This window comes from Roseateles saccharophilus (assembly GCF_031458095.1).
Taxonomy (GTDB): Bacteria; Pseudomonadota; Gammaproteobacteria; order Burkholderiales; family Burkholderiaceae_C; genus Pelomonas; species Pelomonas saccharophila_A.
The window spans coordinates 84,247-110,077 of sequence record NZ_JAVDXU010000003.1 but is presented as its reverse complement, the minus strand read 5'-3'; the positions used below and the strand labels follow the sequence as shown (position 1 = coordinate 110,077).

The 25,831-nt window shown below is 69.3% G+C and carries 21 protein-coding genes and 1 tRNA gene; 9 read left to right on the top strand and 13 right to left on the bottom strand.

Going from position 1 to position 25,831, the window contains the following annotated elements; genetic code table 11:
- Nucleotides 1-129: 129 nt before the first annotated feature.
- A complete protein-coding gene (gene trxA / locus J2X20_RS19480; RefSeq protein ID WP_056876926.1) occupies nucleotides 130-459 on the bottom strand; it encodes a thioredoxin TrxA in 330 nt (109 codons plus the stop codon).
- A 163-nt stretch (nucleotides 460-622) separates the two neighbouring features.
- Between trxA and J2X20_RS19475 the strand changes: the two genes are divergently transcribed.
- Nucleotides 623-3,169, top strand: coding sequence for a PD-(D/E)XK nuclease family protein (locus tag J2X20_RS19475; RefSeq protein ID WP_310268126.1), 2,547 nt, complete (start codon nucleotides 623-625; stop codon nucleotides 3,167-3,169).
- Nucleotides 3,166-6,354 (top strand): UvrD-helicase domain-containing protein, encoded by a 3,189-nt coding sequence (locus tag J2X20_RS19470; RefSeq protein WP_310268123.1) that lies wholly within the window; start codon nucleotides 3,166-3,168, stop codon nucleotides 6,352-6,354. The genes J2X20_RS19475 and J2X20_RS19470 overlap by 4 nt, the downstream gene beginning before the upstream one ends.
- Here the strand turns inward: J2X20_RS19470 and J2X20_RS19465 are convergent.
- Nucleotides 6,351-6,749 (bottom strand): hypothetical protein, encoded by a 399-nt coding sequence (locus tag J2X20_RS19465; protein ID WP_310268120.1) that lies wholly within the window; start codon nucleotides 6,747-6,749, stop codon nucleotides 6,351-6,353. The two genes, J2X20_RS19470 and J2X20_RS19465, sit on opposite strands and share 4 nt — an antisense overlap.
- A gap of 20 nt (nucleotides 6,750-6,769) precedes the next feature.
- Nucleotides 6,770-7,339, bottom strand: coding sequence for a TetR/AcrR family transcriptional regulator (locus J2X20_RS19460; protein ID WP_310268117.1), 570 nt, complete (start codon nucleotides 7,337-7,339; stop codon nucleotides 6,770-6,772).
- Nucleotides 7,340-7,472: 133 nt separating this feature from the next.
- Between J2X20_RS19460 and J2X20_RS19455 the strand changes: the two genes are divergently transcribed.
- The gene (locus tag J2X20_RS19455) at nucleotides 7,473-8,210 is read left to right on the top strand and encodes a hypothetical protein (RefSeq protein ID WP_310268114.1); all 738 of its coding nucleotides are present in this window, start codon (nucleotides 7,473-7,475) and stop codon (nucleotides 8,208-8,210) included.
- Nucleotides 8,201-8,277 (top strand) — tRNA-Pro (locus J2X20_RS19450). Before J2X20_RS19455 ends, J2X20_RS19450 begins: the two co-directional genes overlap by 10 nt.
- A gap of 64 nt (nucleotides 8,278-8,341) precedes the next feature.
- Here J2X20_RS19450 and J2X20_RS19445 read toward each other — a convergent pair.
- The 5 genes from J2X20_RS19445 to J2X20_RS19425 form a co-directional block, all read right to left on the bottom strand.
- Entirely contained in the window at nucleotides 8,342-9,136 is a 795-nt protein-coding gene (locus tag J2X20_RS19445) for a hypothetical protein (RefSeq protein WP_310268113.1), read from the bottom strand.
- Nucleotides 9,137-9,432: 296 nt separating this feature from the next.
- Complete coding sequence (locus tag J2X20_RS19440) at nucleotides 9,433-9,723, bottom strand: late competence development ComFB family protein (protein WP_310268110.1); 291 nt, start codon at nucleotides 9,721-9,723, stop codon at nucleotides 9,433-9,435.
- Nucleotides 9,724-9,767: 44 nt separating this feature from the next.
- Nucleotides 9,768-10,883, bottom strand: a complete 1,116-nt coding sequence (gene nadA / locus J2X20_RS19435; RefSeq protein WP_310268107.1) for a quinolinate synthase NadA — start codon at nucleotides 10,881-10,883, stop codon at nucleotides 9,768-9,770.
- 24 nt (nucleotides 10,884-10,907) lie between these two features.
- A complete protein-coding gene (locus J2X20_RS19430; RefSeq protein WP_310268104.1) occupies nucleotides 10,908-11,681 on the bottom strand; it encodes a LytR/AlgR family response regulator transcription factor in 774 nt (257 codons plus the stop codon).
- Nucleotides 11,678-12,754 (bottom strand): sensor histidine kinase, encoded by a 1,077-nt coding sequence (locus J2X20_RS19425; RefSeq protein ID WP_310268102.1) that lies wholly within the window; start codon nucleotides 12,752-12,754, stop codon nucleotides 11,678-11,680. The genes J2X20_RS19430 and J2X20_RS19425 overlap by 4 nt, the downstream gene beginning before the upstream one ends.
- Nucleotides 12,755-12,838: 84 nt before the next feature.
- Between J2X20_RS19425 and J2X20_RS19420 the strand changes: the two genes are divergently transcribed.
- From J2X20_RS19420 to clpB, 3 genes are all read left to right on the top strand, one after another.
- Nucleotides 12,839-13,243: a DUF1761 domain-containing protein gene (locus J2X20_RS19420; protein WP_310268099.1), complete on the top strand. Its 405-nt coding sequence runs from the start codon at nucleotides 12,839-12,841 to the stop codon at nucleotides 13,241-13,243.
- 51 nt (nucleotides 13,244-13,294) lie between these two features.
- Nucleotides 13,295-13,933, top strand: a complete 639-nt coding sequence (locus J2X20_RS19415) for a tetratricopeptide repeat protein (RefSeq protein WP_310268096.1) — start codon at nucleotides 13,295-13,297, stop codon at nucleotides 13,931-13,933.
- Nucleotides 13,934-14,066: 133 nt separating this feature from the next.
- On the top strand, nucleotides 14,067-16,661 hold the full coding sequence (clpB, locus tag J2X20_RS19410) for an ATP-dependent chaperone ClpB (protein ID WP_310268093.1): 2,595 nt from the start codon (nucleotides 14,067-14,069) through the stop codon (nucleotides 16,659-16,661).
- 9 nt (nucleotides 16,662-16,670) lie between these two features.
- Here clpB and J2X20_RS19405 read toward each other — a convergent pair whose 3' ends face one another.
- The 3 genes from J2X20_RS19405 to J2X20_RS19395 are packed head-to-tail and all read right to left on the bottom strand — an operon-like array spanning nucleotide 16,671 to nucleotide 20,023.
- Nucleotides 16,671-17,987: a GGDEF domain-containing protein gene (locus tag J2X20_RS19405; RefSeq protein WP_310268091.1), complete on the bottom strand. Its 1,317-nt coding sequence runs from the start codon at nucleotides 17,985-17,987 to the stop codon at nucleotides 16,671-16,673.
- 57 nt (nucleotides 17,988-18,044) lie between these two features.
- The gene (locus J2X20_RS19400) at nucleotides 18,045-19,031 is read right to left on the bottom strand and encodes a DUF2804 domain-containing protein (RefSeq protein WP_310268088.1); all 987 of its coding nucleotides are present in this window, start codon (nucleotides 19,029-19,031) and stop codon (nucleotides 18,045-18,047) included.
- Nucleotides 19,028-20,023 carry an AraC family transcriptional regulator gene (locus J2X20_RS19395; RefSeq protein ID WP_310268086.1) on the bottom strand — a complete coding sequence of 332 codons (996 nt, stop codon included), beginning with the start codon at nucleotides 20,021-20,023 and terminating at the stop codon, nucleotides 19,028-19,030. Before J2X20_RS19395 ends, J2X20_RS19400 begins: the two co-directional genes overlap by 4 nt.
- Before the next feature lie 127 nt (nucleotides 20,024-20,150).
- Here J2X20_RS19395 and J2X20_RS19390 point away from each other — a divergent pair, with 127 nt between their 5' ends.
- Complete coding sequence (locus tag J2X20_RS19390; RefSeq protein ID WP_310268085.1) at nucleotides 20,151-21,047, top strand: sterol desaturase family protein; 897 nt, start codon at nucleotides 20,151-20,153, stop codon at nucleotides 21,045-21,047.
- On the opposite strand, the gene J2X20_RS19385 is transcribed toward J2X20_RS19390, so the two are convergent.
- The gene (locus J2X20_RS19385; protein WP_310268083.1) at nucleotides 21,016-23,034 is read right to left on the bottom strand and encodes a S9 family peptidase; all 2,019 of its coding nucleotides are present in this window, start codon (nucleotides 23,032-23,034) and stop codon (nucleotides 21,016-21,018) included. The genes J2X20_RS19390 and J2X20_RS19385 overlap by 32 nt on opposite strands.
- 135 nt (nucleotides 23,035-23,169) lie before the next feature.
- Between J2X20_RS19385 and nadB the strand changes: the two genes are divergently transcribed.
- Nucleotides 23,170-24,780, top strand: coding sequence for an L-aspartate oxidase (gene nadB / locus J2X20_RS19380; RefSeq protein ID WP_310268080.1), 1,611 nt, complete (start codon nucleotides 23,170-23,172; stop codon nucleotides 24,778-24,780).
- Here nadB and J2X20_RS19375 read toward each other — a convergent pair.
- Nucleotides 24,777-25,742: a hypothetical protein gene (locus J2X20_RS19375; RefSeq protein ID WP_310268079.1), complete on the bottom strand. Its 966-nt coding sequence runs from the start codon at nucleotides 25,740-25,742 to the stop codon at nucleotides 24,777-24,779. The two genes, nadB and J2X20_RS19375, sit on opposite strands and share 4 nt — an antisense overlap.
- Between the last annotated feature and the right edge of the window lie 89 nt (nucleotides 25,743-25,831).

Here is a 25,831-nt window from a genome sequence, read left to right as displayed (position 1 = left end):
TTCGAAAAAACGTGGGGAGGGGGAGCCGAGTCCACGCTGGCTGGGTTCCTTGGAACCCGGGGCGTGTTGGCTTTGGCTGCTGCAGCGGGGCACCGGGAGGTGCATCATGCGCTGCAGCAGTTGGCGCGATTATAGGTTCGCGTCGAGGAAGGCGGTCAACTGGGCCTTGGAGAGGGCGCCAACCTTGGTGGCGGCGAGCTGGCCGTCCTTGAAAAGCATCAGCGTCGGGATGCCACGGATGCCGAACTTGGCCGGCACTTCGCGGTTCTCGTCGACGTTCATCTTGGCGACCTGCAGCTTGTCACCGTAGCCGGTGGCGACCTCGTCCAGGATGGGCGCGATCATCTTGCAGGGGCCGCACCATTCGGCCCAGTAGTCCACCAGCACCGGCTTGCCGGACTGGATCACGTCGGCGTCGAAGGACGCGTCGGAAACATGCTTGATCAATTCGCTGCTCATGGGAGGGTTCCTTGGCCTCAAAGGGTTGGCGGTCACCGCAGGGGCGCCGTCCGAATAGGCAAAATCATTGTGACATAGCCACTTTTGCCCGGACGGTCACGAGGGTGACCGAAGCAATGGCAGACATCAGGGCGGGAGGCCCTCTTTACAAGTGCAACAAGCCTTGAACCTGGGCCTGGCCCCTGGTGAAGACATCGAATCCTTCTGGCGCCGCGTCGCCGCCACCTGCGCCGACTGGCTGGCCGCGCAGGGCCTGCCGCTGCGCGACGCCGTGCTCTTGCTGCCCTTTGCCCAGCAGATCGCCCCGGCGCGCCGCGCCTTCCTGGCCCGCGGTGGCTGGCAGCCGGTGCTGACCACCACGCACAGCCTGGCTTCCGCGCTGGGCCCCTCGCTGCTGCCCCGGCCGGGGCAGATCAGCGGCGACTCGCCCGTCGACACCCTGGCCGCCGACGAACTGCTGGCCGACCAGTCCTGGGCCCAGGCCCTGAAGCGTGAAGACCCGCGCACCCACCGCCTGGCGCTGGCCCGCCTGGTGGAGACGGCCCATGCCTTCGCCCGCGCCGCGGCCCAGCGCGACCCGGCCCTGCGCGGCGCCTGGTTCAACGCCGCCCGCCGGCACCTGACCGACGACCCGGTCGGCGGCGCCGAGCGCGCCCTCACCCTCGTGGCCCTGGCCTGGGCCGAGGCCGACGACCGCCAGCCCGCCACCGATGCCCTCTTCAGCCACCGCCCCAGTGCCTGGATCGCGCTGAAGGCGGGCGGGCCCGATCCCCTGGCCCTGGCCCTGCTGGCCCGTGGTGAGGCCCCATCCCTGCTGCTGAACGCCGACCTGGACCTGGACAGCCTCACCGCGCCCCCCGCCCGTATCGAGGAAGCCCTGTGTCCTGATTTCGAGGCCCTGGCCCAGGCATCCGCGGCCGCCGTGCTGCAGCACCTGGCCGCCGGCCGCGCCCCTGTCGCCGTCATCGCGCAGGACCGCGTCGTCGTGCGCCGCCTGCGCGCGCTGCTGGGCCGTCAGGGCGTGCCCCTGCACGACGAAACCGGCTGGACGCTGGCCACCACGCCCGCCGCGTCGCTGCTGATGGCCCTGTTGCGCGCCGCCCTGGGCGGCGGTGCCGTGGACGACTGGCTGGCCTGGCTCAAGCTCAGCGTCGAGCCGTCCGACGCCCTGGACGCGCTGGAGGCCCTGTGCCGGCGCCGCCGCATCCGCCGCGCCGAGGCGCTGGACGCCATCGAAAACCTGCCGGCCCAGGCCCTTTGGCAGTCGCGCCGCCAGGCCCTGGCTCCGCTGATGGGCGGCGGCCGGCGCATGCTGACCCACTGGCTGCAGGACCTGCGCCGAGCCCTCGGCCCCGAGCCGCTGGCCGGCCTGGAGGGGGCGGAGGGCGTGCTCAACGCCATCTGGCTGTCGCGCAACCCCTGGCCCGGCAGCGCGCATGAAGCGGTGCTGGACGGCAGCAGGCTGGACGGCCCGGGTTTCCTCACCTGGGTGAGCGACGTGCTGGAGGCCGGCCAGTTCCAGCCCGAGGACGATGCCAGCGGCGCCCCGGTCGTCATCACACCCCTGGTGCGCGCCATGCTGCGGCCCTTTGGCGCCGTGGTGCTGCCCGGCGCCGACGCCGACACCCTGGGCCGCGCCGGCCGCCCCTTGAGCCTGCTCAGCGAGTCTGACGCCCAGGCGCTGGGCCTGCAGACGCAGGAGGCCCAGCGCAGCGCCGAGGCGCAGGCCTTCGCCCAGGCCCTGCGAGTGCCGGTGCTGACGCTGTTGCGCTGCACCCGCGCGGGAGCCGAGCCGCTGCCGCCCAGCCCTCTCATCGAACGCCTGGCCGCCGCAGCCCGCCGCGCCGGGCTGCCCTCGCCGCTGCGCCTGTGGATGGACCCGCGCCAGCCCGAGGCCCTGGTGCCGCACCCTGTGCCCCGCGCCAGCGTGCCCACGTCGCCCCTGCCGGCGGCTCTCAGCGCCAGCGCGGTGGAGGCCCTGCGCCGCTGCCCCTACCAGTTCTTCAGCCGCCATGTGCTGGGCCTGCACGAGGCCGACGAGTTGGAAGGCGAGCCCGAGAAGCGCGACTACGGCACCTGGCTGCACGCCGTGCTGCACCGCTTCCACACCCACCGCGAGGCGGGCGACATGGTGGCGCAGCTGCGCGAAGCCGCCCGCGTGGAAAGCCTGGGCCTGGACGAAGCCGACTTCCTGCCCTGGCAGGCCAGCTTCGAGCGCCTGCTGCCGCGCTATGTGGACTGGCTGGCGGGCGCCGAGGCCGCCGGCCTGGAGTTTTCCGAGGGCGAACTGGCGCGTGAATGCCAGCCTTTCGACGGCGACCTGGCCGGCATCGTGCTGCGCGGCCGCATCGACCGCATCGACCGCACCGAGTCGGGCCAGCGCCTGCTGCTGGACTACAAGACCAGCAGCGTCAAGGACCTGGAAGCCCGCGTGAAGGAGCCGCTGGAGGACACCCAGCTCGCCGTCTATGCGCTGCTGATGGACGCCGAGCCCGATCTGGGTGCCGCCTATCTGGCCGTGGACGACCGCGACCGCGTGGCCGTCATCGAACACCCCGACGTGGCCGCGACGGCGCAGCGGCTCAAGCAAGGCCTGCAGGCCGACCTGCAGGCCTTGCGGGATGGCGCGCCGCTGCCTGCCTTGGGCGAAGGCAGCGCCTGCGACTACTGCGAGGCCCGTGGCCTGTGCCGCAAGGACGATTGGGCATGAGCTACGCGTACTACGCCGACGGAACGCGGGTCCCCCGCGAACGCTTCTACACCCTCGCCTGTGATCCGCGGCGCAGCGCCGTCGTGGAAGCCTGCGCGGGTGCCGGCAAGACCTGGATGCTGGTGTCGCGCATCCTGCGCGCGCTGCTGGCCGGCGCGCAGCCGCAGGAGATCGTCGCCATCACCTTCACCCGCAAGGCCGCGGGCGAGATGCGCGAGCGGCTGCTGGAGTGGCTGGCCGAATTCGCCGCGGCGAGCGAAGACAGGCGCGTGGCCGAACTCGTCGCCCGCGGCATGTCCGAGCCCGAGGCCCGGGCCGCGGCGCCGCGCCTGGCCACGCTGCAGGACGAACTGCTGCGCGGCGGCCGGCCGGTGGAGATACGCACCTTCCATGGCTGGTTCTCGCAACTGCTGCGCGCCGCCCCGCTGGCCGTGCTGAACGCCGAAGGCCTGTCCGCCGAGCTGCAACTGGTGGAGGACGAAGCCGAGCTGATGCCGCCGCTGTGGCGCCGCTTCCATGCCCGCGTGCTGGCCGACGCCGAGCTGGCGTCCAGCTTCCAGGCACTGACCGAAACGCGCGGCCGCAGCAGCCTGCGCATCTGGCTGGAGGCGGCCTTCAACAAGCGCGTCGAACTGCGCCTGGCTTCCGGTGTCGGTGTGCTGATGGACAGCATGCCCGACGTGGACCAGCCGCTGGCCGGCCTCGCCGCGCTGCGCACCCGCCTCTGCGCCCTGGCCCGCCAGCTCGGCGCCGCCAAGGGCGTGAAGGCGCGCGACGCCGCCACCGGGATCGAGCAGGCGCTGGCGCTGCCCGACGAAGCCGCCTTCGTCGCGCTGCAGGCCGCGCTGTTCACCAAGACCGGCACGCCCAAGAAAGGCCTGGGCGACTCACCCGAGCAGCTCGATTGCGTGCAGGCCCTGGAAGCCATCGCTGCCGATATCAGCCAGCATGAAGCTGCCCTCGAACATGCCCGCATGTCGCGTCTCGCCGAAGTGCTGGTGATGGAGTTCGAGGCCCTGAAGCGCCAGCGCGGCCTGGTGGACATGAACGACCTGGAGCGTGGCGCCCTGGCCCTGCTGTCGCGGCCCGAGCTGGCCGGCTGGGTGCAGCAGCGCCTGGACGCCCGCGTGCGCCACCTGCTCATCGACGAGTTCCAGGACACCAGCCCGCTGCAATGGCAGGCCCTGCACGGCTGGCTGAGCGCCTATGCGGGCGCCGGGCCGGGCGAGATCAGCGTCTTCATCGTGGGCGACCCCAAGCAGAGCATCTATCGCTTCCGCCGTGCCGAGCCTCGCGTGTTCGCCGCCGCGGGCGAGTTTGTGCGCCAAGGCCTGGCGGGCGTGAGCCTGGCCTGCGACCACACCCGGCGCAATGCGCCCGAGGTGCTGGCGGCCGTCAACGCGGTGTTCGAGGGGCAGATGCCGGGCTTCAGAGCGCACACGACGGAGCAGGGTGCTGATGCGGATGCGGGCCTGTTCTGCATCGATGGCGACCTGGCCGAGGCCGATGCGGCCGAAGCGACCGACCCCGACCGCTGGCGTCCCAGCCTCACCGAGCCGCGCGTGGAGGCTGAAGAAGCACGCCGCGCACCGGAATGCGAGCGCGTCAGCCAGGCCATCCAGTCCCTGCTCGTCGAGGGCTTGCGGCCCCGCGACATCTTCGTGCTGGCCCGCAAGCGCGAGCCCCTGCGCCAGATGGCGCAGGCCCTGCTCGCCGCCGGCATCCCCCATGCCGCGCCCGAGGACAACCGCCTGGCCGACCTGCCCGACGCGCAAGACCTCATCGCGCTGCTGGACGCGCTCGCTTCGCCAGGCCATGCGCTGTCGCTGGCGCGCGCGCTGCGCAGCCCGCTGTTCGGCGTCAGCGAGGCCGACCTGCTGAAGCTCGCCGAGGCCGCCGGCACCGCCCAGTGGCTGGGCGTGCAAGCGCACAAACGCCGCAACTGGTGGGATGCCCTGCAAGCCCTGGCTGACCCCAGCCTCGCACTCGCGAGGGCGCGTGTCCTGCTGTTCACCTGGCGCACCGCGGCCACCCGCTGCACGCCTCACGAACTGCTGGACCGCATCGTCCATGAAGGCGACCTCATCCCCCGCCTGATGGCGGCCGCGCCGCCGTCCGAGGCCCCGCACCGCCTGCAGACCGTCAACGCGCTCATCGAGGCCGCGCTGGAACTGGACGGGGGCCGCTTCGCCGAGCTGTATGGCTTTGTCCGAGCGCTGAAGAGCCGCAGCCCCAAGCTGGCACCCGCACCGGCCGAGGACGCCGTGCAGCTGCTCACCGTGCATGGCGCCAAGGGCCTGGAGGCGCAGGTCGTCGTGCTGCTCGACGCCGATGCCCAGCCGCCGCGCGCCGAAACCCTGTCCCTGGCCTGCGACTGGCCCGTGGCTTCGCCCGCGCCCGCCCGCCTGGCCTTCCTCGTCTCCGAACGCCGCCCGCCGCCGGCCCTGGCCGGGCTGGTGGAGGCCGAGCGCCTGCTGCGCGAGCGCGAGGAGCTCAACGCCCTCTACGTCGCCATGACCCGCGCCCGCCGCCGCCTCATCGTCAGCCGCACGCCGCCCAGGCGCGGTGCGTCCGATCAAAGCTGGTGGGCGCGCCTCGCGCCGCTGGCCCGCAAGCTGGAGTTGGGGGAGGGCAGTGATGCGCCCCTGGCCCTGCCCGCGCCAAGCTGGCTGCCCTTGCCCACCTGGAGCGCGCCGCCCGCTGCCCCTGCAGCGCAAGGCGCCGCCAACGACGCCGCCCAGGCCAACCTCGGCGAAGCCCTGCATCGCGTGCTGGAATGGGCCAGCGCCGCCGGCCAGGCCCAGCCGCTGGACGTGCTGGTGGCCGCCTCGGGCCAGGCCTTTGCGCTGGACGCCGCCGATCGCCAGCGCCTGGGCAAGGCCGCCGAAGCCATCCTGCAAAGCCCGGACTGCCGGCCCTTCTTCGACGCCACCCGCCTGCGCTGGGCCGGCAACGAGGTCGCCATCAACGCCGCTGGCGACGACCGCCGCATCGACCGCCTCGTGCAACTCACCGACGGCAGCTGGTGGGTGCTGGACTACAAGCTCGGCGCCACGCCCGAGCGCGAGCCGGCCTATATCGAGCAGATGCGCAGCTATGTCGCGGCCGTGCAGGCCTTGCAGCCGGGTGAGCCGGTGAGGGCGGCGTTGATCAGTGGGACGGGGAGGCTGGTGCCGGTCGCCTAGCGGGCGGTCTCGCGGGCGATGGCACGAAGCAGCTTGCGCATGGGGCGCGAAACGCGCATGAGGTTGTCCTCCTCCTGCTCTTGAGGCATTGCCCAGTACAGCACGGAAGCTCCATGCAGATCGGGGTGCGCCCGCAACAAAGGCTCAATGGCGCCCCACGCCGTCGGGCTGGCCTGCATGTCCTCGACGCACTGGATCAGCATCTCCATCAGCGACACCCGCTCATCGTCGGACAAGTCCGCCGTGCGGTACGCGCGGAGGAAGTCTTCGAACCTGTCGGGGCTGGCGACTTCCCATTCCCAGTCCTGCATGGTGTCTGCATAGGGCAGTCCCAACCGTTGGGCGAGGGACTGGCGCGCCGCCGAGCTGGGAAGAGAGAGCATCAGTTCAGTCATGACGAGCAAGGGTAGCTGGCTCAGGCCGCAACAGCGACGTCCAGCCCCGGAAAGCACAGCCGCTGGAACTGCGTGTTCAAGTCCTCCGGCGACAGGGGCTTCTCGCTCTCCATCCACCAGATGAAGCTGGACCACAGCGCGCCCACGACATAGTGAGTGGCCAGGTCCAGGCGGGCGCCGGTGATGCTGGCGTGGCGCTGGCGCAGGTCTTGACGCACCAGCTCCGCCAGCATCTGGCGCACATGGCGTTCCACGCTGCTTTCGCTCTCGCGCGCCACCGTCATCTCGTAGATGCGGCGGTGGCTGGCCAGGTGCTGGAAGAAGGGCAGGGTGAAGCCCAGCGGCTCGTCGCGGGCGCGGCCCGCCTGCTCCAGCCAGCCGCGCAGCCGCCCGATGCTGGCGGCCAGCAGTTCCTCCTTGCTCTGGAAGTGGGCATAGAAGGTGGCGCGGCCCACGCCGGCGCGGTCGATGAGGTTCTGGATGGTCAGCCGCTCGTAGCCGCGCTCCAGCATCAGCGCGAACAGGGCTTCGAGGATGGCGTCGCGCGAGCGCTGGGCGCGGCGGTCCAGGGGGGCGAGGGTTTCGAGCATGGAGAGTGACGTTGTTTTGCCGAACAAGCGGCACGCGCCTGTTCGCTAGCGAACAACCGGCTGCCGTCTGTACGGGACATGCTTGGGAGCGCTGAGTATGGTCAGTTTCGTCACCCACTCCCTACCGGAACCCATGCCCAAACTACCGTTCGACCCCCAGCTCGACGTTCAGCCCGGCACCCGCGCTGCCGGCATCGCCATCGCGCTGGCCACCGTCGTGTCCACCGTCTTCGTCGCCCTCGACGAAAGCGGCGGCGGCCAGGGCCAGCTGGCCATCCTGCAAAGCATCGCGCAGCTGGCGGCGCTCAAGGCCGCCGTGCATGGCGTGGCCATCGCCAGCCTCTGCGCCTACGCCTTCGGCTACACGGCACTCACGCGCCGCCTGTCGCTGCAGCGCCCCGCCGTGCTGGCGGGCCTGGCCGCCTATCTGATGGGCTGCGTGGCGCTGGTGGGCGCCACCGTCGTCGACGGCTTCGTCATCCCCCATCTGGCGGCCGATGCCATCGTCGGCTCGCCCATGCGCCTGCAAGTCGGCTACGAACTCGTCCACGCCGCCGGCATTGCGCTGACTGACGCCGCCAAGATCGGCTGGCTGCTGCAGGCCGCGGGCGCGCTGGCCTGGGCTGGCGTGCTGATGGGAGAGGCGGGTCTGGCCCGCGTCGTCGGCATCGTGGGCGCCGTCGCCAACCTCGCCATGGGCGCCGCCGTGCTGGGAGCGGGCGTCAACATGAGCATGACGGCCATCCTCACCATCCTGCTGGCCCAGCTGGTCTGGAACGTCGCCGCCGCCTTGTGGCTGGTGCGCGCGCCCAGGGCTCGGACGGGCGCCTCGTTTCAGTCGGCTAGAATGTCTGGCTCAGTCGGGGCGTAGCGCAGCCTGGTAGCGCATCTGCTTTGGGAGCAGAGGGTCGCGAGTTCGAATCCCGCCGCCCCGACCATCTATAAAAGAAAACGGCCCGCCTCGTGAGATGCGGGCCGTTTCTCTATAGCGGCACAAGCCATCTAACCGATGGGCTCTGGGCTGCGTTCGGGAATAGTCTTTAGCATGGCGCTAACAGCACTTTGGGCAATTCCAAAGATGCTCACGGCCTCTTCCACAGTGAGTGTGACCTGCGGATGTGCAATTGGATTTCGGTGGAGATCCTTGAGCTGGGTCAGTACTGCGAGAACCTTAGCATCGCCAAGTCCGTGCTTTGTAAGCAGGCCGAGGTAAGAGCCGAGCCCCTGGTTCTTTGGGTGTGGGTGCGAGCCGCGCACGGCGTCCCAGTAGGAACGCACAACCGACTCAACAGCGCGGAAGATGTGAAAGCCAGCAGCTGTCGGAAGTTCGAAGGCGAGGCACTTGCCCGCCTCTCTGACGTCAACAATGGCCAACGGGACTTTCAAACTTAGTTGGCTAGGGAAATTTTCCTCTGCGTTCATCACCAAGACGGACGTGTCGTAGCCTGCTTTCCTAGTCACGAAATAGGCATCTGCAATGTGCAGTTCGCTGCTCACCACTTTTTCAAACGACTCGAGGGCACTTATGACTTCGGCAGCCTGCATAACGCCGATTTCCGATTCGAAGTCAGTGCGATCGGTGAGAGCCTTTATGGCGGTGTGCAGCTCGGTGGCTGGTATGGTCGCCGCTCGAATGGCGGGGGTAAACCACTGAGAGCTTAGAAGGTCTTCTAGTGCCTTCTTCGCGGTCCACAGCGGCTTCCAAGCCATTCCGAGTTTTGAGTCGCCCCGCATGTGAGCGATGGGCTTCATCGCCGAGCCCATGTTGTAGAAGAAGGCCAGTGAAAGTCTTAGCACGTTGACTCCCTTGTGTCTTGGATGGCGTGCAAGCGTAGTCTGGACACTGTATGCAGCTCGCGTTGCGCCTTGTGACGCCGTCAGGTCTCTAACGCTGTCCAACGCCTTCCCCGAGAAGCGGCAGCGTTAGGCGGCCGTGCTGCTAGAGAAAAATCTGCGTTATCGATGGTTGCCGGAATCCGCCACGGGTTTGGAATAGAGACCACGAACTCGAATCCGCCGCCCCGGACATTTACGACGACAACGGCCCGCCTCGTGAGAAGCGGGCCGCTCTTTCTTCATTCGGCAGTCTGCTGCTACTTCCTGGACCGCAGCGCCGTGCGCGCCTGCACGAAGTTGAAGGCATAGGACACCGCTTCGACGATGGCGTTGTCGATCTCCAGGCGCTCGTGCTCGGTCAGGTAGAAGCTGAAGTCCACCTCGTGGCGGATGTAGCGCGGGGGCAGGCGATTCAGCGCGACGCAGGCGACGTCGCACAGCAGGTCGCTGCTGGCGGCAATGTCCGGATAGTCGGGCGCCGAGGCCATCACCGCCGCGAAGATCTCGCGCTCATGGTGGTTGTAGAGGGAGCTGAAGTCGGCATTCATGGCGGGCCTCGTCTGCGGCGTTCGAATGCCGGTTTATAGCGCCATCAGGCCGCGCCCATGCCTGGAACTAGCCCCGGGGTCATGCCGGTGGCGGCGGCAGTCTTTCTCGCGGCAACGAAATCCAGCATGCGGTTGATGCAGCCCTGGGCCTTGACGCGGATGGCCTCGTCGACGTGGATCTCGGGCTGGCCGCTCTCCAGGCAGTCGACCAGATTGGCCAGGCCGTTCATGGCCATCCAGGGGCAATGGGCGCAGCTCTTGCACGTGGCGCTGTTGCCGGCGGTCGGTGCCTCGATCAGCACCTTGCCCGGCGCCAGCTGGCGCATGCGGTGCAGGATGCCGTTGTCGGTGGCGACGATATAGGCCGGTGCCTGGCCCTCGACGACGGCCTTGATGAGGGCCGAGGTGGAGCCGACGACGTCGGCCTGCTCGACGACGCTCTTGGGCGACTCCGGATGCACCAGCACCAGGGCGCCCGGGTGCTGCTCGCGCAGCAGCTCCAGCTCCAGCCCCTTGAACTCGTCATGGACGATGCAGGCGCCGTTCCACATCAGCATGTCGGCGCCGGTTTCCTCCTGGATGTAGCGGCCCAGATGCCGGTCGGGTGCCCAGAGGATCTTCTGGCCCTTGGCATGCAGGTCGGAGACGATGTCCAGGGCGCAGGAGCTGGTCACCATCCAGTCGGCACGCGCCTTCACGGCGGCGCTGGTGTTGGCGTAGACAACGACCTGGCGATCCGGGTGGGCGTCGCAGAAGGCGGCGAACTCGTCCTCGGGGCAGCCCAGGTCGAGCGAGCAGGTGGCGTCCAGGTCGGGCATCAGCACGCGCTTCTCGGGGCTGAGGATCTTGGCCGTCTCGCCCATGAAGCGCACACCGGCGACGACCAGGGTCTGGGCGGCGTGGTCGCGGCCGAAGCGCGCCATCTCCAGCGAGTCGGACACGATGCCGCCGGTCTCCAGCGCCAGGTCCTGCAGGAAACCGTCGACGTAGTAGTGGGCGACGAGGACGGCGTTGTGCTTTTTCAGCAGGGCCTTGGCCCGCTCGGCCAGCGCGTTGCGCTCGGGCGCGGTCAGCGGCGCCGGCACCTTGGCCCAGGCGTGGGCCGTCGAGCAAGTGCCGGCGGCATCCTGCTTGGTGAAATCGAACAAGACTTGATCCATACCGAATCCTAGCCCGATGCGGGTTTACCCCTCCAGCCACGTGCGAAAGGCCGCAGCGCGCTCCTGGCTGATCAGCAGCTCGCCCTCCAGGGCCGGGCTGAGGTCCAGCTTCAGCCGCCCCTTGCCGGCGGGCGTGAAGCGCTGCACGGCCCCGGCGGCGACCAGCAGCTGGCGGTTGGCGCGGAAGAAGCGCTGCAAACCCAGCTCCTCCTCCAGTTCGCCCAGCGTCGGCTCGACGAGGTAGCGCTCGCCGGCCTGGGTGACGGCAAAGCTGAGCTTGTCCACCGAGACGAAATAGGCGATGTCGGCCAGCTCCAGCGCATGGAACTGTTGGCCGCCCCTGCGGCCGACGATGCGCTGGCGGCCGGCGGGCGGGCTCAGGCGCTGCAACAGGCCGTCCAGTTGCTGCCCGAAGCGCGCCTGGGCCTGGCCATCGAAATGGCGCCGCCACTGCTCGGCCTTGGCCAGGGCCTGGGCCAGGGCCGTGTCGGACACGGGCTTGAGCAGATAGTCCACCGCCAGGGCCTGGAAGGCCTGCAGGGCGAACTGGTCGTAGGCTGTCGTGAAGACGGTGGGCAGGGCCAGGCGGCGGTCGCGGAACAGCTCCAGCGACAGGCCGTCGGCCAACTGGATGTCCAGCAGCAGCAGGTCGGGCGCAGGGTTCGCTTGCAGCCAGGCGAGAGTGCCTTGCACGGTGTCGCTGTGCCCGAGCACGCGGGCCTCGGGCGCGATGCGGGCCAGCGTCGCGGCCAGGCGCTCGCGCGCCGGGGTCTCGTCTTCGGCGATGAAGATCTTCATGGGCGGGCCAGCAGCGGAATGGAGACTTCGAACATGCCGGCTTCGGCGCGGCGCCGCAGCGCGCGGCCGGCCAGCAGGCGGCAGCGTTCGTCGAGATTGGCCAGGCCCAGGCCCGAGGAGGGCAGGGCGCTGCGGCGTGGCTGCACCGCATTGCGGGCCCGCACGCGGTCGCCGTCCAGCGTGAAGCCGACCGTCAACGGCTGGGCGGCGCTGGCCTCGTTGTGCTTGATGGCGTTCTCCAGCAGGGTTTGCAGCGCCAGTGGTGGCACCAGCCATTGCGAAGTCTGCAGGGCCGGGTCCAGCGCCAGCGGCATGGCGGCGCCAAAGCGCAGGGCCAGCAGGCGGTGGTAGTGGCGCAAAAAGGCCAGCTCCTCGTCCAGCGGCACCAGGTCGCGTTGGCGGCTGTCCAGCACATAGCGATAGATCTCGGCCAGGGTGTCGCTGAACTCGCGGGCGCTGTTTGGGTCGTTTGCGATCAGATGACCCAGGGTGTTGAGGCTGTTGAACAGGAAATGCGGGTCGACCTGGGCCTTCAGCGCGCCGAGCTCGGCCTGGGTGCGGGCCCGCTCCAGGCGCTCGACGCGCAGCATGTCCGACTCGCGTTCGCGGATCAGGAACATGGTCTCGTAGGCATGGGTCACGAAGAGCACGCAGATGACGTTGGTGGCCACCACCAGCTTGAGCGCATTGACGTCCACCGCCAGTCCGGCGATGTGGAACCAGGCCCAGATGGCGGCCAGCGTCAACGGTGCCGTGTAGAGCACGTTGGCGCTGACCAGCATCAGCAGCTTGCGCAGCGGATGGGCGAACCAGTTCAGGTGCTCGCGCTGCTTGAACAGCAGCCAGCGGTTGCCGGCCCAGATGGCAAAGGCCAGGGCGATGAAGCCGGCAAAGCCGACCCAGAAGCGCGCGTCGCCGGGGCCCAGCGGCCCGTACAGCCCCGTCAGCCAGGGAATGGCCAGGCCGAAGGCGAGCGAGCCGCCGGCCATCAGCAGCCGGTCGTCCAGGCGGGCCTGGGTGGGCGGGTCCGGCAGCGATTTGAGCGGCAGTTTGTCGGCTTTGGGCGTGCTCATCTTCGGCTTCGGCGCTCGGCCGCTGTTGCCGGCGGACGGCTCGCCTCAGCATCGCCGCACCAACAACTTCACGAGGGGACTGCGATGGACGCAGTGCAATTCAATATCCCGGCGGTCATTGTGGCGGCCTTGACGAGCTTCCTGCTCGGCGGGCTCTGGTATTCGCCCCTCGCCTTCGAGAAGGCCTGGATGGCCGAGGCGGGCCTCAGCGAGGCCCAGACCAAGCAGGTCAACATGGGACGCGTCTTCGGCCTGTCGGCCCTGGCCTCGCTCATCATGGCCTTCAACCTGGCGGCCTTCCTCGGTGCCAAGGCGAGCCTGAGCTTCGGCCTGTTCGCCGGCTTTGCCACCGGCCTGGGCTGGGTGGCCATGAGCCTCGGGGTCATCTACCTCTTCGAGCAGCGCTCGCTGAAGCTCTGGCTCATCAACAGCGGCTACCAGATCGTGGCCTACACGGTGATGGGCGCCATCCTGGGCGCCTGGCACTAGGGCGGCGCGGGTCCGTGCCGGCTGGCGGGCGGCCGCTATGCTTGTTGCCTCATGTCGGATCCCCTCAGCACCCTGACCCAGGCTGAATTGCTCGCACTGGCCCTGGAAGCCTCGCGCCGCGGCGATTCGGGCCATGCGCTGGTCTATCTCAAGGAAGCGGCCCGTCGCAGCGATGCGTCGGCACGCGCCTTGTTCATGCTCGGCAGCGAGTACGCCCAGCTCGGTCTGGCCAGCGAAGCCAAGGCGAGCATGTCCAGGGCCGTGGAGCAGGCGGATGCCTTCCCGCTGGCGCATTTCCAGCTCGGCATGCTGCATGTGGTTTCCGGCGAGAACGCGGCGGCCCGGGCCGCGTGGGCAGCCCTGGACGGCCTGGCCAGCGGCCACGCCGAGTCCTATCTGCTGGCCTTTCGCCGTGGCATGCAGCACCTCATGGCGGACGAGTTCGACGCAGCCGTGCAGGCCCTGCGCGAGGGGGTGGCGGCGAATCGGGCCAATGAGCCCCTCAATGCCGACATGCGGCGTGTCATCGACGCCATCGAGCATCTGCCCGGCCGCCAGGCGACCCAGGAGACAGCTGGCGCCGCCCTGCCGCCATCGCCGCTGCCGGAACCCCTCAGCGCCGCACTGGATGACGTCGATGCAGGCCACCTCTTCATTTCGGCCTATACCCAGCGCGGCAAGCCGCACTGAACGGCCGTCCTCGGCCTCGGTGGCAAGATAAGGTGCCGTCCGACATCCGCGCGCCAGCCCGGAGCGCCAGACGGTGGCTTGAAATTGCAGGGCTCGCGCCCATTTGGCTTCGCAACAGGAGGATTGACTCACCATGCGTGCCGACAAGTTCACCACCCGTTTCCAGGAAGCCCTGGGCGAGGCGCAGAGCCTGGCCCTGAGCCGCGACAACCCCTATATCGAGCCCGTCCACGTGCTGGCCGCCATGCTGGCCCAGGACGAGGGCCCGCGCGCGCTGATGGAGCGCGCCGGCGTCAATGCCGCCGGCCTGCGCACGGCCCTGGACGGCCTCATCGCCGGCCTGCCCCAGGTCAGCGGCTCGGGCCAGACCGTGCAGGCAGGCCGCGACCTTGTCGCCCTGCTGCAGGCCGCCGAGAAGGAAGCCACCAAGCGCGGCGACCAGTTCATCGCCAGCGAGATGTTCCTGCTGGCCCTGACCGAGGCCAAGACCGACCTGGCCGGCGTCGTGCGCGGCCATGGCCTGACGCGGCGCTCGCTGGAGTCGGCCATCGAAGCCGTGCGCGGCGGCCAGAAGGTCGAGTCGGCCGAGGCCGAAGGCCAGCGCGAGGCGCTGAAGAAATACACCCTGGACCTGACCGAACGTGCCCGCCTGGGCAAGCTCGACCCGGTCATCGGCCGCGACGAGGAGATTCGCCGCACGATCCAGGTGCTGCAGCGGCGCAGCAAGAACAACCCGGTGCTGATCGGCGAGCCGGGCGTGGGCAAGACGGCCATCGTCGAGGGCCTGGCCCAGCGCATCATCAACGGCGAGGTGCCGGATTCGCTGAAGGGCAAGCGCGTGCTGGTGCTGGACATGGCCCTGCTGCTGGCCGGCGCCAAATACCGCGGTGACTTCGAGGAGCGCTTGAAGGGCGTGCTGAAGGAAGTCAGCCAGGACGCCGGCCAGACCATCCTCTTCATCGACGAGATCCACACCATGGTGGGCGCCGGCAAGGCCGAGGGCTCCATCGATGCCGGCAACATGCTCAAGCCGGCTCTGGCGCGCGGCGAGCTGCACTGCATCGGCGCGACGACGCTGGACGAGTACCGCAAATACGTCGAGAAGGACGCCGCGCTGGAGCGCCGCTTCCAGAAGGTGCTGGTCGACGAGCCGACGGTGGAAGCCACCATCGCCATCCTGCGCGGCCTGCAGGAGAAGTACGAGGTCCACCATGGCGTGGAGATCACCGACCCGGCCATCATTGCCGCGGCCGAGCTGAGCCACCGCTACATCACCGACCGCTTCCTGCCCGACAAGGCCATCGACCTCATCGACGAGGCCGCGGCCAAGATCAAGATCGAGATCGACTCCAAGCCCGAGCCCATGGACAGGCTGGACCGCCGCATGATCCAGCTCAAGATCGAGCGCGAGGCCGTCAAGAAGGAAAAGGACGAAGGCTCCATCAAGCGCCTCGGCCTGATTGAAGACGAGCTGCTGAAGCTGCAGCGCGAGTACAACGACCTGGAAGAGATCTGGACGGCCGAGAAGGCCCAGGCCCAGGGCTCGGCCCATGTCAAGGAAGAGATCGATCGCGCTCGCCAGCAGATCGAGGAATGGAAGCGCAAAGGCGACTTCAACAAGGTGGCCGAGCTGCAATACGGCAAGCTGCCCGAGCTGGAAAAACAGCTCAAGGAAGCCCAGGCCAAGGAGGCCGGCAAGGCGGGCGACGCGAGCCGGCCGCAGCTGCTGCGCACGCTCGTCGGCGCCGAGGAGATTGCCGAGGTCGTGGCCCGTGCCACCGGCATTCCGGTCTCAAAGCTGATGCAGGGCGAGCGCGAGAAGCTGCTGCAGATGGAAACCAAGCTGCATGAGCGCGTCATCGGCCAGGACGAGGCCATCCAGGCCGTGTCCGATGCCATCCGCCGCTCGCGCGCCGGGCTGTCAGACCCCAACCGGCCCCTGGGCAGCTTCCTCTTCCTCGGCCCCACCGGCGTCGGCAAGACCGAGTTGTGCAAGGCCCTGGCCGGCTTCCTGTTCGACAGCGAAGACCATATGGTGCGCATCGACATGAGCGAGTTCATGGAGAAGCACTCCGTCTCGCGCCTGATCGGTGCGCCTCCAGGCTATGTCGGCTACGAGGAAGGCGGCACGCTGACCGAGGCCGTGCGCCGCAAGCCTTATTCCGTGCTGCTGCTCGACGAGGTCGAGAAAGCGCATCCGGACGTCTTCAACGTGCTGCTGCAGGTGCTGGACGATGGCCGGCTCACCGATGGCCAAGGGCGCACGGTCGACTTCAAGAACACCGTCATCGTCATGACGTCCAACCTGGGTTCGCAGCACATCATGGCGCTGTCGGGCGAGAAGGACGAGGTCATCCGCGAGGCCGTGTGGGGCGAGGTCAAGGCCCACTTCCGGCCCGAATTCCTGAACCGCATCGACGAGACCGTCATCTTCCATGCGCTGGGCGCCGACCACATCAAGTCCATCGCCCGCATCCAGCTGCGCCTGCTCGAAGCGCGCCTGGACAAGATGGAAATGAAGCTGGACGTCAGCGAGGCGGCCCTGGACGAGCTGGCCAAGGTCGGCTTCGACCCGGTCTTCGGCGCGCGGCCGCTGAAGCGGGCCATCCAGCAGCGCGTGGAGAACCCGCTGTCCAAGCTCATCCTGCAGGGCAAATTCGGGCCCAAGGATGTGATCCCGGTGCAGGTCGAGGGCGGTGAGTTCTCGTTCGGGCGCGTGGTGCACTGAGCGCGACGCTCAGACCGTCGTCGCGGCGTCCTGTCCGGCGCTGCGCTCGACGCGGTTGCGGCCCGACTCCTTGGCGCGGTAGAGGGCCGCATCGGCGCGGCGGAACGCCCGGTGCATGGCCGCGCCCGGCGGCACCAGCGTCACGCCGAAACTGGCCGTGATGCTGAAGCGGCCCTTGCTGTCGACGTGAGTCGCGGCAACCGCGGCGCGCAGCTTCTCGGCCAGTGCCGCGGCTTCGTCGATATGGCGGCAGCGGCAGGCGACGAGGAATTCCTCGCCGCCCCAGCGGCCGACGATGTCGCTGGCGCGCAGATTGGCGGCGACGACGGCCGCCACGCGGCGCAGCACCTCATCGCCGGACGCATGCCCCCAGTGGTCGTTGATCTGCTTGAAGTGGTCGATGTCCAGCAGCACCAGGCCCAGCGGCTCGGCCTGAGCCTCCAGGTCGTCCAGCGCCCCTTCCAGGCCGCGGCGGTTCAGCACACCGGTCAGCTCATCGATGGTGGCCTGCCGGCGCAGCTGCTCCTGCTCGATGCGCAGCTGCCGGGTGCGCACCATCAGCGCGTCGATCTCGCGCTGCTGCAGGCGGTTGCTCCGGCGCAGCTGCTGCCAGCCGCGCAGCACCACCAGGCTGGCGCCGAGCAGCCAGCTGCACAGGATGCCGAGATAGACGCGGTCACGGCTGATCCAGTCGCCCTTCAGCACCAGGCTGCGCAGCTGCAGTTCGTGCACCTGGCCGGAGAGGTCGGCCGGCAGGTCGATGGTCAGGGCGGTGGCGTTTTCCAGGCTGGGCCGGTTGTATTCGCGGGCCAGGTTGAACTGGTGGATCCACCATTCGGGCACCGTCAGCTCGCTGAGGTCGATGCGCACCGGCTTCTCGACGTCGCGTGGCCTCAGGTTGACCGAGTGCATGCGGGCGCTGTTGCCGTCCTCGACCTTGGAGAAGCGCGGATCGAAGTTGCGGATGGCCACGCGCACGAAGGGGGCCGGCCCCTTGTAGACCAGGTCCATCTCCAGCGTGTCGAAGCGCGTCAGGTCGCGGCCGCGGGTGGGGTCGTCGCCGCTGAGGACCAGGGTGAGGCCGCAGGGCTGGTATTTTTCGATGGCGGTGTAGTGGCAGCGCCAGTGCAGATGCTCGGCATCCAGCCATTGCACCGGCGCCTCGGCGTGGTCCTCGCCCGGCGTCGTCAGGAAGAGGTTGCTGACGCCACCTGGCCTGGTCAGCTCCAGGGTGCGCGCCGGCAACAATTCCAGGCCCACCAGCGCTGCCAGCGTCAGGGCGATGCCAGCGCCAAGAAGGCTGGGCTTGCTCAGGTCGTATCGCACGTCGGGCGGGGCGGGGCAGCTGCAGTGAGCCGACTTTAGGGCCGGGTCGGCATGGCGTCACCACAGCGAGCGATGATCTTCGGTCACGCCGAGCAGATCGTTCACGCGGCGTGGTGCGGCGTGCGGTCCGGCACGCACGATGCCGCTGAAGGTGCCGACCGGCTGCACATAGCGGCTGGCCGCGAAGCCCAGATTCTTGTCGGCAGCCCGAGCGCCCTCGGGCGTGAAGACGAGGTCCAGCAAGCCGTCGTCCGTGCTCACCCGCCAGGGGTCCAGGGGGCGGTCCGCATCGAAGTCGAAGCGGGCCGCAGCCAGCGCGACGGGTTGGCCGTCCAGCCACAGCACGTTCTCGTGGGCGCCGAAATAGCCCTGCTGCAGATTGAAGCCGATATCCGGCCGATGGGCGCTGGCCCAGCGCCAGGCGGTGTCGCGGGCGAGCAGGCCGTTGGAGGCATCCACGGCCGCCCAGGTGCCGTCGAGATCGAAGCGCTGTCCCTCGGCCTCGGCCCAGCCCAGCACCGGCAGGGCAGTGGTCTTTTGTGTGGCATGGGCGATGCCGCCGGTGATGGGGCCGATGGCGAGCAGCGGCGGCGCCATGGCGTCCAGGTCGAGCTGGGCCTCGATGCGCAGGCCGCGCGTGCGGACATGCAGCAGCAGGCTGTCGTCGCTCTGGTGGCGCAGCTCCAGCCGTGCGCCGGGGCCGCGGAACCAGGCGCGGGCGTCGGTCAGCGGCTCGTCGGACACGCCGGCCTGCAGGCCCGGCAGGCCGTCCTGGCTCCAGTCGGCCAGCAGGCGGCGGCGCTTGCGGTCGAAGAGGTAGGCGAAGGCGGTGCAGGCCCAGCCCACGTCGACGATGGCGACGCCGATGAAGACCTCGTCGTGGCCCAGGCCGACGTAGTGCCAGCGCTTGTGGTGCAGCTTGCGCCACAGCCAGGAGGGGCGCTCGCGCAAGCCGGACCAGTCGATGCGGTCGATGCGGCCGACATAGCGGCCGTGGGCGGGCGTGCCGTCTTCGACGACCGACTCGGGAAACTCGAGGTTCATGCGGTGGGACGCTGTTGCTGCCGGCGCCATTGAAGCGGGGCCTGGCCGGTCCATTGCCGGAAGGCGCGGGTGAAAGCGCTCTGCTCGGAGTAGCCGAGCAGCAGGGCCACCTCGGCCAGCTCGACGTTGGCGTCGCGCAGATAGGCCTCGGCGAGCTGCTGGCGGGTCTGGCCGAGCAGGGTCTGGAAGCTGTGCCCCTGTTCGGTGAGGCGGCGCTGCAGGCTGCGCGGGCTCATCTGCAGGCTGTGGGCCAGGTCGGCCAGCGAGGTGCGGCCGCTACGGATCAGGCCGACCAGGGCCTGGCGCCAGACCCCAACGGGTTCGCTGACGGCGGCCACCTCCTGCAGCAGGTGCTCGGCCTGGGCATCGAGTAGGGCCAGCAGGGCGGCATCGGCGCCGCGCAGCGGCAGGGCCAGGTCGCGCAGCGACAGCACGACGCGGGTGCTGGGCTGGCCGAAGCGCACCGGGCCGCCAAAGAAGTCCGCGTAAGGCCGCACATCGGCCGGGCGCGGATTGACGAAGTCGACGGCCAGCGCGCGCACAGCCTGGCCGGTGAACTCGCGCGCCAGCTGCACCAGGGCGGCGATGGCGGTCTCGTCGACGAGGGCGCCGGGCCGGCCGCGCTCCACGCCCCATTCGATGCACAGGCCCTCAGAAACGGGGTGGACCTGGGCCACGTTGGCGTCATAGACCGAGCGGTGATAGCGCTCCAGCCGCATCAGGGCTTCGGCCAGCGTGCCGCTGGCCAGCGCCGCAAAGCCGACGACGCCGAAGTGGCGCGGCGCGATGCTGCGCGCCAGGCGCAGCGCGAAGGTGGATTTGGGGCCGGGGTCGAGGTCGCGGGCCTGCTCCAGCAAGGCCTGCCAGCGCCGCATGGACACGAAGGTCTCGGTCGGCGCGGGCGGCACGCCCAGCGCGTCGGCACGGCCCAGCCTGGCCATGTGCTCGAAGAGCAGCTGGACATAGCTGGCGGCGACGCGGGTCTCATCCATGGGGGCGCGATGATGCAGCAGCACTTTGGGAGCGGGCGACCGGGATAACGCCAGCGCTGGCGTGATTTGTCAAAAACCTGGGCGCTGACGTCAAGCCAGGGGGGTAACAAAGCCGCATCATTCGTGCATGGACTGGCTGCTCGACCTCTACCACCGCCATGGCGACTGGCGCGACCTGACGCTGGTCATGCTGTCGCCCATCTTCGCCGTCTTCATCGCCATGGAGGCCTGGCGCTTTCGCAAGACGGGCGTCTTCGATCTTTGGGACACCTTCGACAGCATGAACAGCGGCGGCAGCTATCTGGTCGCCGACCTGATCCTGCTCGTCGTGCTGGTGCTGCCGGCCATGGGCTGGGTCTATGACCACCGCCTCTTCACCATCGACGTCACCTTCTGGCGCTTCGTGGGCCTGTTCTTCCTGGTGGAGTTCCTCTACTACGGGTTCCACCGCGGCAGCCACCGCATCCGCTGGTTCTGGTGCGCCCATGTCGTGCACCACGGCTCGGAGAAGATGAACTTCGGCACGGCGCTGCGCCAGAGCTGGTTCTATCCGATCGCCGGCAACTGGCTGTTCTATCTGCCGGCCGTCTGGCTGGGCTTCGAGCCGCGCTGGGTGCTGTTCGCGCTGTCGCTGAACCTGGGCTACCAGTTCTTCGTGCACACCACCTGGGTGGACAAGATGCCGGCCTGGTTCGAGTTCATCTTCAACACGCCCTCGCACCACCGCGCCCATCACGGCCGCAACCCGCAGTACATCGACAAGAACTTCGGCGGCATGCTGATCATCTTCGACCGCCTGTTCGGCAGCTTCGAGCCCGAGAGGGACCCGGTGGACTACGGCCTGGAGCACCCCTTCTACACGCACAACCTGTTCTGGCTGAACGCCCACGAATGGCGGGCGATGTTCCACGACATGGCCCGGGAGAAGAGCTGGGGCCTGCGCCTGGCGCATCTGTGGAAGCCGCCGGAATGGCGGCGGCATGGCAACGGGTTCAAGGAGCTCGCGCAGCGGGAGCAGCTTTGAGGTGTCGGTCCAGGAAGGCCTCCATGCGCTCGGCAAAGTCGACGCGGTTCTTCAACACCGCAAAGCCATGGCCTTCGCCGGGATAGCTGACCCAGACAGGCTCGTTGCCCGCCTCACGCAGGGCCTTGCGCATGCGCTCTCCATGGGCCAGCGGCACGCGCAGGTCGGCCTCGCCGAAGACCAGCATCACGGGCGCCTTCAGGCGGGCGGCCTGCTTGACGGGTGAATGGGCGGCAATCAGTGCCGCGTCCTTGTCGGGGTCGCCCACCATGTCGCGCTGCTGGTATTGGCGGCCCCAGTCGGGGATGTCGTCGCGCACCCACCAAGAGCCCGCCACATACAGGTCCAGGTCGGTCACGGCCACCCAGGCGACGCCGCAGCGGTAGAGGGCGGGATCGTTGATCAGGCCCATCAGCGTGCTGTAGCCGCCATAGCTGCCCCCGGCGATGCAGGCCTTGTCGCTGGCAAGGCCCTGGGCCTGGGCCCAGCGCAAGGCGTCGGCGACGTCGTCCTGCATGGCCTGGCCGAACTGCTTGAAGCTGGCGCGGAAATGCTCGCGGCCGTAGCCGGCGCTGCCGCGGAACTCGGGCTCGATGACGACATAGCCGCGCGAGGCCAGGAACTGGGCCTGGGCATGCCAGCCCCAGACATTGCCGCGCACCCAGGGCCCGCCGTGGACGAGGACGATGGCCGGCAGCCCCGTGGCATTCGGGCTCTTCGTGACCCAGACAGGCAGGTCGCGGCCGTCACGGGCCTTGATGCGCTGCAAGTCCATCTGCGCCATCTCGGAGGGTTTGATGTCGTTGCGTATCCGGCCCACGGGGCGCCAGTTCTCCTCGCCTTCGGGGGGCTGGGCCTGGTAGAGCCAGAACTGGCCCGGATCGCGGTCGCTGTAGGAGCGCACCAAGGCCACCATGTCGGGTTGGCCACAGCGCCGGCAGGTGATGCTGTTGACGCGGCCGGGCAGGCGTTCGTCGGCCTCCTTCTGCAGGGCCTGCATGGCGGCGTTGCGCCAGATGGTGGACTCGGCGTCTGTGACGACGCGCACGCCCAGGGCGGCGCCGGCGGCGTCGTTGAGCACGCGCCCGCTGAAGTCGAAGCCGGGCGTGACGACCAGCGGCTCGCTGGCCAGTGCGCGGCGCTCGAAGTCATAGAGGCCGAGCACCGTCTCGCCCGCCGGCCCCTGGGTGCGCGTCACATAGAGCTGGCCGGCATCGTCCACGGCGTTGATGCCGAAGGGCGGGTTCAGCAGGTCACTCTCGAAAAGCGGCTGCCAGGCCTGCTGGCCCGGCCCTCGCCACAGCGCGCCGCGCCGGCCCTCGCGGCGTGTCAGCGCCACGCGCAGTTCGCCGCGGCTGTCGGTCACCCAGCCCACGGTGTTGGACGGAATGTCCACGCCGGTCGGCCGCGTGCGACCGGTGCGGGTGTTCAGCCACAGCGGCGTTTCCAGCTGCTGCTGGTCGGGCGTGAACTCCACGACCAGCACCTCCTCATTGACCTGGCCGGCCTGTGGCCGGGGCACCGTCAACAGGCGGTGATTCCAGTCCAGCAAGCGCTCCTGGCGGCTGCCGTCCGTGATGACCGGCCGGCCCATGCGCCGCACCAGCTGGCGCATCTGGCTGCCATCCGGATTGATGGCGAACAGGCCCGGCGCGCCTCGGGGCCGGCCGCTGCCGTCGGACAGGTCGACGACGCTGAACACGAGTCGGTCGTCGTTGACCCAATGGGCGCGCCAGATGTCGCCGTCGTTGAACTGGGCCGTGCGCGTCGGCTTGCCGCCAGGGCTGAGGTCGAAGACGCCCAGGCCGATGCGGTTGCCGCCAAAGGAGCTGCGGATGGCGAGCTTGCGGCCCGAGGGCGACAGCATGGCCTCGACGATGGCCGGATCCTTGAAGAAGGCCTCGGCCGGTGGGGGCGCGGCTTGCGCGATGCCCGTACACAGAAAAAAGCCGGCGACGACGCCGGCCCAGCGTTTCATGGTTTCCATGGTCTCCCTCAGCGCTGCACCGCCGACAGCGCTCACCCGACCAGCATAAGGGCGGGGCGCGCGTAGCCAGGCTGCGCGCCTTGGCAATCCTCACCCCCGCGCCAGGACAGCGCCCCTGCAGGACAATGCCGGCTCATGACTGCTGCCCCCCAAGACGCCCCCGTCGTCATCATTGGCGCCGGCCTGGCCGGCCTCACCGTGGCCCTGCACCTGGCCGATAGCGTGCCCGTCGTCATCCTCGCCAAGCGCGAGCTCACCGAGGCGGCCACCGCCTGGGCCCAGGGCGGCATCGTCGGTGTGCTGGGCAGCGACGACTCCATCGAAAGCCATGTGCGCGACACCCAGGACGCCGGTGCCGGCCTCGTCGACGAGGCCACGGCCCGCTTCATCGCCGAGCGCAGCGCCGCGGCGGTGGGCTGGTTGGTGGAGCAGGGCGTGCCCTTCACGACCGACGACACCGGCCCCATGGGCCTGCACCTGACGCGCGAGGGCGGCCATGCGGTGCGCCGCATCGCCCACGCCGCCGACGCCACCGGCAAGGCCATCCACGACCAGTTGCTGGCCGTGGCGCGCAAGCATCCCAACATCACGCTGCGCGAGCGCTGGATGGCGCTGGATCTGATCACGTCGCGCCATTTGCAGCGCGACGAGGTGCCGCGCGTCTACGGTGCCTATGCGCTGGACATTGACGCCCAGCGCGTCGAGACGCTGCCGGCCCGCGCCGTCGTGCTGGCCACGGGGGGGGCCGGCAAGGTCTACCGCTACACGACCAACCCCGACACCTCCACCGGCGACGGCATCGCCATGGCCTGGCGGGCCGGCTGCCGCGTGGCCAACATGGAGTTCATCCAGTTCCACCCGACCTGCCTCTACCACCCGCAGGAGCGCAGCTTCCTGATCACGGAGGCGCTGCGCGGCGAGGGCGCCTACCTGAAGTTGCCTGAACATCTGGGAGGCACCCGCTTCATGGCCGCCCATGACGAGCGCATGGAGCTGGCCCCGCGCGACATCGTCGCCCGCGCCATCGACTTCGAGATGAAGAAGCACGGCCTGGACCATGTGTGGCTGGACGCCACCCACCTGGGCGAGGCCTTCCTCATCGAGCATTTCCCGACCATCCACGCGCGCTGCCTCAAGCTCGGCATCGACATCGCGAAGCAGCCCATCCCCGTCGTGCCGGCCGTGCATTTCACCTGCGGCGGCGCGGTGACCGACCTGCTCGGCCGCTGCGACCTGCCGGGCCTTTATGCCGTCGGCGAGACCGGCTATACCGGCCTGCATGGCGCCAACCGTCTGGCCAGCAACTCGCTGCTGGAGTGCGTGGTGCTGGGTCAGACCTGCGCGGCCGACATCCTCGCCCAGGCCCCGCAGGACTCGGCCCCGATTCCGGCCTGGGACGAGAGCCAGGTCGAGAACGCCGACGAGCAGGTCGTCATCGCCCACAACTGGGACGAGCTGCGCCTGTTGATGTGGAACTACGTCGGCATCGTGCGCACCACCAAGCGCCTGGAGCGCGCCCTGCACCGCATCAAGCTGCTGCGCGGCGAGATCGACGACTACTACGGCAGCTTTCGCGTCACCCGCGACCTGCTGGAGCTGCGCAATCTCGTCGAGTGCGCCGAGCTCATCGTGCGCTCGGCGCTGATGCGCCACGAGAGCCGCGGCCTGCACTTCAGCCGCGACTATCCGCAGACGCTGCCGGTGAGCTTCCCGACGGTGCTGATCAGCAAGCGCAGAAGGCGCTAGGGCAGGCGCAGGGTGTCGCCCTCTCTGACGCGCACCGTGTTGGCCGGCTCGTAGCCGATGCGGTAGGTGACGCTGAGCAGCTTGCGGCGGCCCGGCGCGGGGTCGAAGCCGAACAGCTCGTTGCGCACCTCGGTCTCGAAGCGGTCGCCGCGCACCTGGGCGCGCAGGGCCTGGGTCACGTCGGTCCAGCGGCCGTCGGCGCCGTAGCCGGCGCTCTCGATGACGAGGCGGCCGCTGCCCGGCCGGCCCGGATTGCGCTCGGGGCCACCTCGGCCACGGCCCCAGTCGCCACGGCCCCAGCCGACGAACTGGTTGCCGTCGATGGTGCCGTACTCGCTGTACTCGAAGACGCGCTCCTGGCCACTGCGGTCGCGCGCAAAGATGCGCAGGATCTTGGTCTGGCCCGGATAGGGGTCGACGCCGAAGAGGTCGTTGGTCAGGCGCATGCGCTGGTCGCGCCGCGCCAGTTCGCGCAGGCGGTCGGTCACGTCCACGTCGCGGCCGCTGGCGCCGTAGGTGGCGTAGAGGATGGTGAACTGGCCGTCGTCGTGGCGATCACCGCCCCAGCCGTTGCTGTTGCCGCCACCCTGCCAGCCGCCCGACCAGTTGGACTCGCCCCAGTTGCCGCGGCCCCAGCCAACGAACTGGGCGCCGTCCACCCAGTCGCGCTCGCGGAAGTCGAAGATGCGCTCCTGACCCCGGCGGTCGCGGGTGAAGATGCGCAGCGTCTTGGTGCGGCCCGGCTCGGGGTCGACGCCGAAGAGATCGTTGGTCAGCCTGAAACGCCGGTCCTGGCGGGCCAGCTCGCGCAGGCGACCGGTCACGTCCACGTGGGAGTGCTCGGTGCCATAGCGGGCGTGCAGGATGACGAACTCGCCGTCATCCTCGTCACCCCAGGCGGGCAGGGTGGCGGCGGTGGCCAGGGCCGCGCCCAGGCCCAAGGTCAGTTGGCGTCGTCTCATGGCGATCTCCTCGTTGTTCCAGGCCGGGCATCGTCGCACGGCATGAAGTCAACGCCCGGCGATCGCCGTGGGCGGACGGCGCGTTGTAA

Excerpts from the sequence above, each read along its gene's own strand:
- trxA (WP_056876926.1), bottom strand. The coding sequence starts at position 459 with ATGAGCAGCGAATTGATCAAGCATGTTTCCGACGCGTCCTTCGACGCC.
- J2X20_RS19470 (WP_310268123.1), top strand. The coding sequence starts at position 3,166 with ATGAGCTACGCGTACTACGCCGACGGAACGCGGGTCCCCCGCGAACGC.
- J2X20_RS19465 (WP_310268120.1), bottom strand. The coding sequence starts at position 6,749 with ATGACTGAACTGATGCTCTCTCTTCCCAGCTCGGCGGCGCGCCAGTCC.
- J2X20_RS19460 (WP_310268117.1), bottom strand. The coding sequence starts at position 7,339 with ATGCTCGAAACCCTCGCCCCCCTGGACCGCCGCGCCCAGCGCTCGCGC.
- J2X20_RS19455 (WP_310268114.1), top strand. The coding sequence starts at position 7,473 with ATGCCCAAACTACCGTTCGACCCCCAGCTCGACGTTCAGCCCGGCACC.
- J2X20_RS19440 (WP_310268110.1), bottom strand. The coding sequence starts at position 9,723 with ATGAATGCCGACTTCAGCTCCCTCTACAACCACCATGAGCGCGAGATC.
- nadA (WP_310268107.1), bottom strand. The coding sequence starts at position 10,883 with ATGGATCAAGTCTTGTTCGATTTCACCAAGCAGGATGCCGCCGGCACT.
- J2X20_RS19430 (WP_310268104.1), bottom strand. The coding sequence starts at position 11,681 with ATGAAGATCTTCATCGCCGAAGACGAGACCCCGGCGCGCGAGCGCCTG.
- J2X20_RS19425 (WP_310268102.1), bottom strand. The coding sequence starts at position 12,754 with ATGAGCACGCCCAAAGCCGACAAACTGCCGCTCAAATCGCTGCCGGAC.
- J2X20_RS19420 (WP_310268099.1), top strand. The coding sequence starts at position 12,839 with ATGGACGCAGTGCAATTCAATATCCCGGCGGTCATTGTGGCGGCCTTG.
- J2X20_RS19415 (WP_310268096.1), top strand. The coding sequence starts at position 13,295 with ATGTCGGATCCCCTCAGCACCCTGACCCAGGCTGAATTGCTCGCACTG.
- clpB (WP_310268093.1), top strand. The coding sequence starts at position 14,067 with ATGCGTGCCGACAAGTTCACCACCCGTTTCCAGGAAGCCCTGGGCGAG.
- J2X20_RS19400 (WP_310268088.1), bottom strand. The coding sequence starts at position 19,031 with ATGAACCTCGAGTTTCCCGAGTCGGTCGTCGAAGACGGCACGCCCGCC.
- J2X20_RS19395 (WP_310268086.1), bottom strand. The coding sequence starts at position 20,023 with ATGGATGAGACCCGCGTCGCCGCCAGCTATGTCCAGCTGCTCTTCGAG.
- J2X20_RS19390 (WP_310268085.1), top strand. The coding sequence starts at position 20,151 with ATGGACTGGCTGCTCGACCTCTACCACCGCCATGGCGACTGGCGCGAC.
- J2X20_RS19385 (WP_310268083.1), bottom strand. The coding sequence starts at position 23,034 with ATGGAAACCATGAAACGCTGGGCCGGCGTCGTCGCCGGCTTTTTTCTG.
- nadB (WP_310268080.1), top strand. The coding sequence starts at position 23,170 with ATGACTGCTGCCCCCCAAGACGCCCCCGTCGTCATCATTGGCGCCGGC.
- J2X20_RS19375 (WP_310268079.1), bottom strand. The coding sequence starts at position 25,742 with ATGAGACGACGCCAACTGACCTTGGGCCTGGGCGCGGCCCTGGCCACC.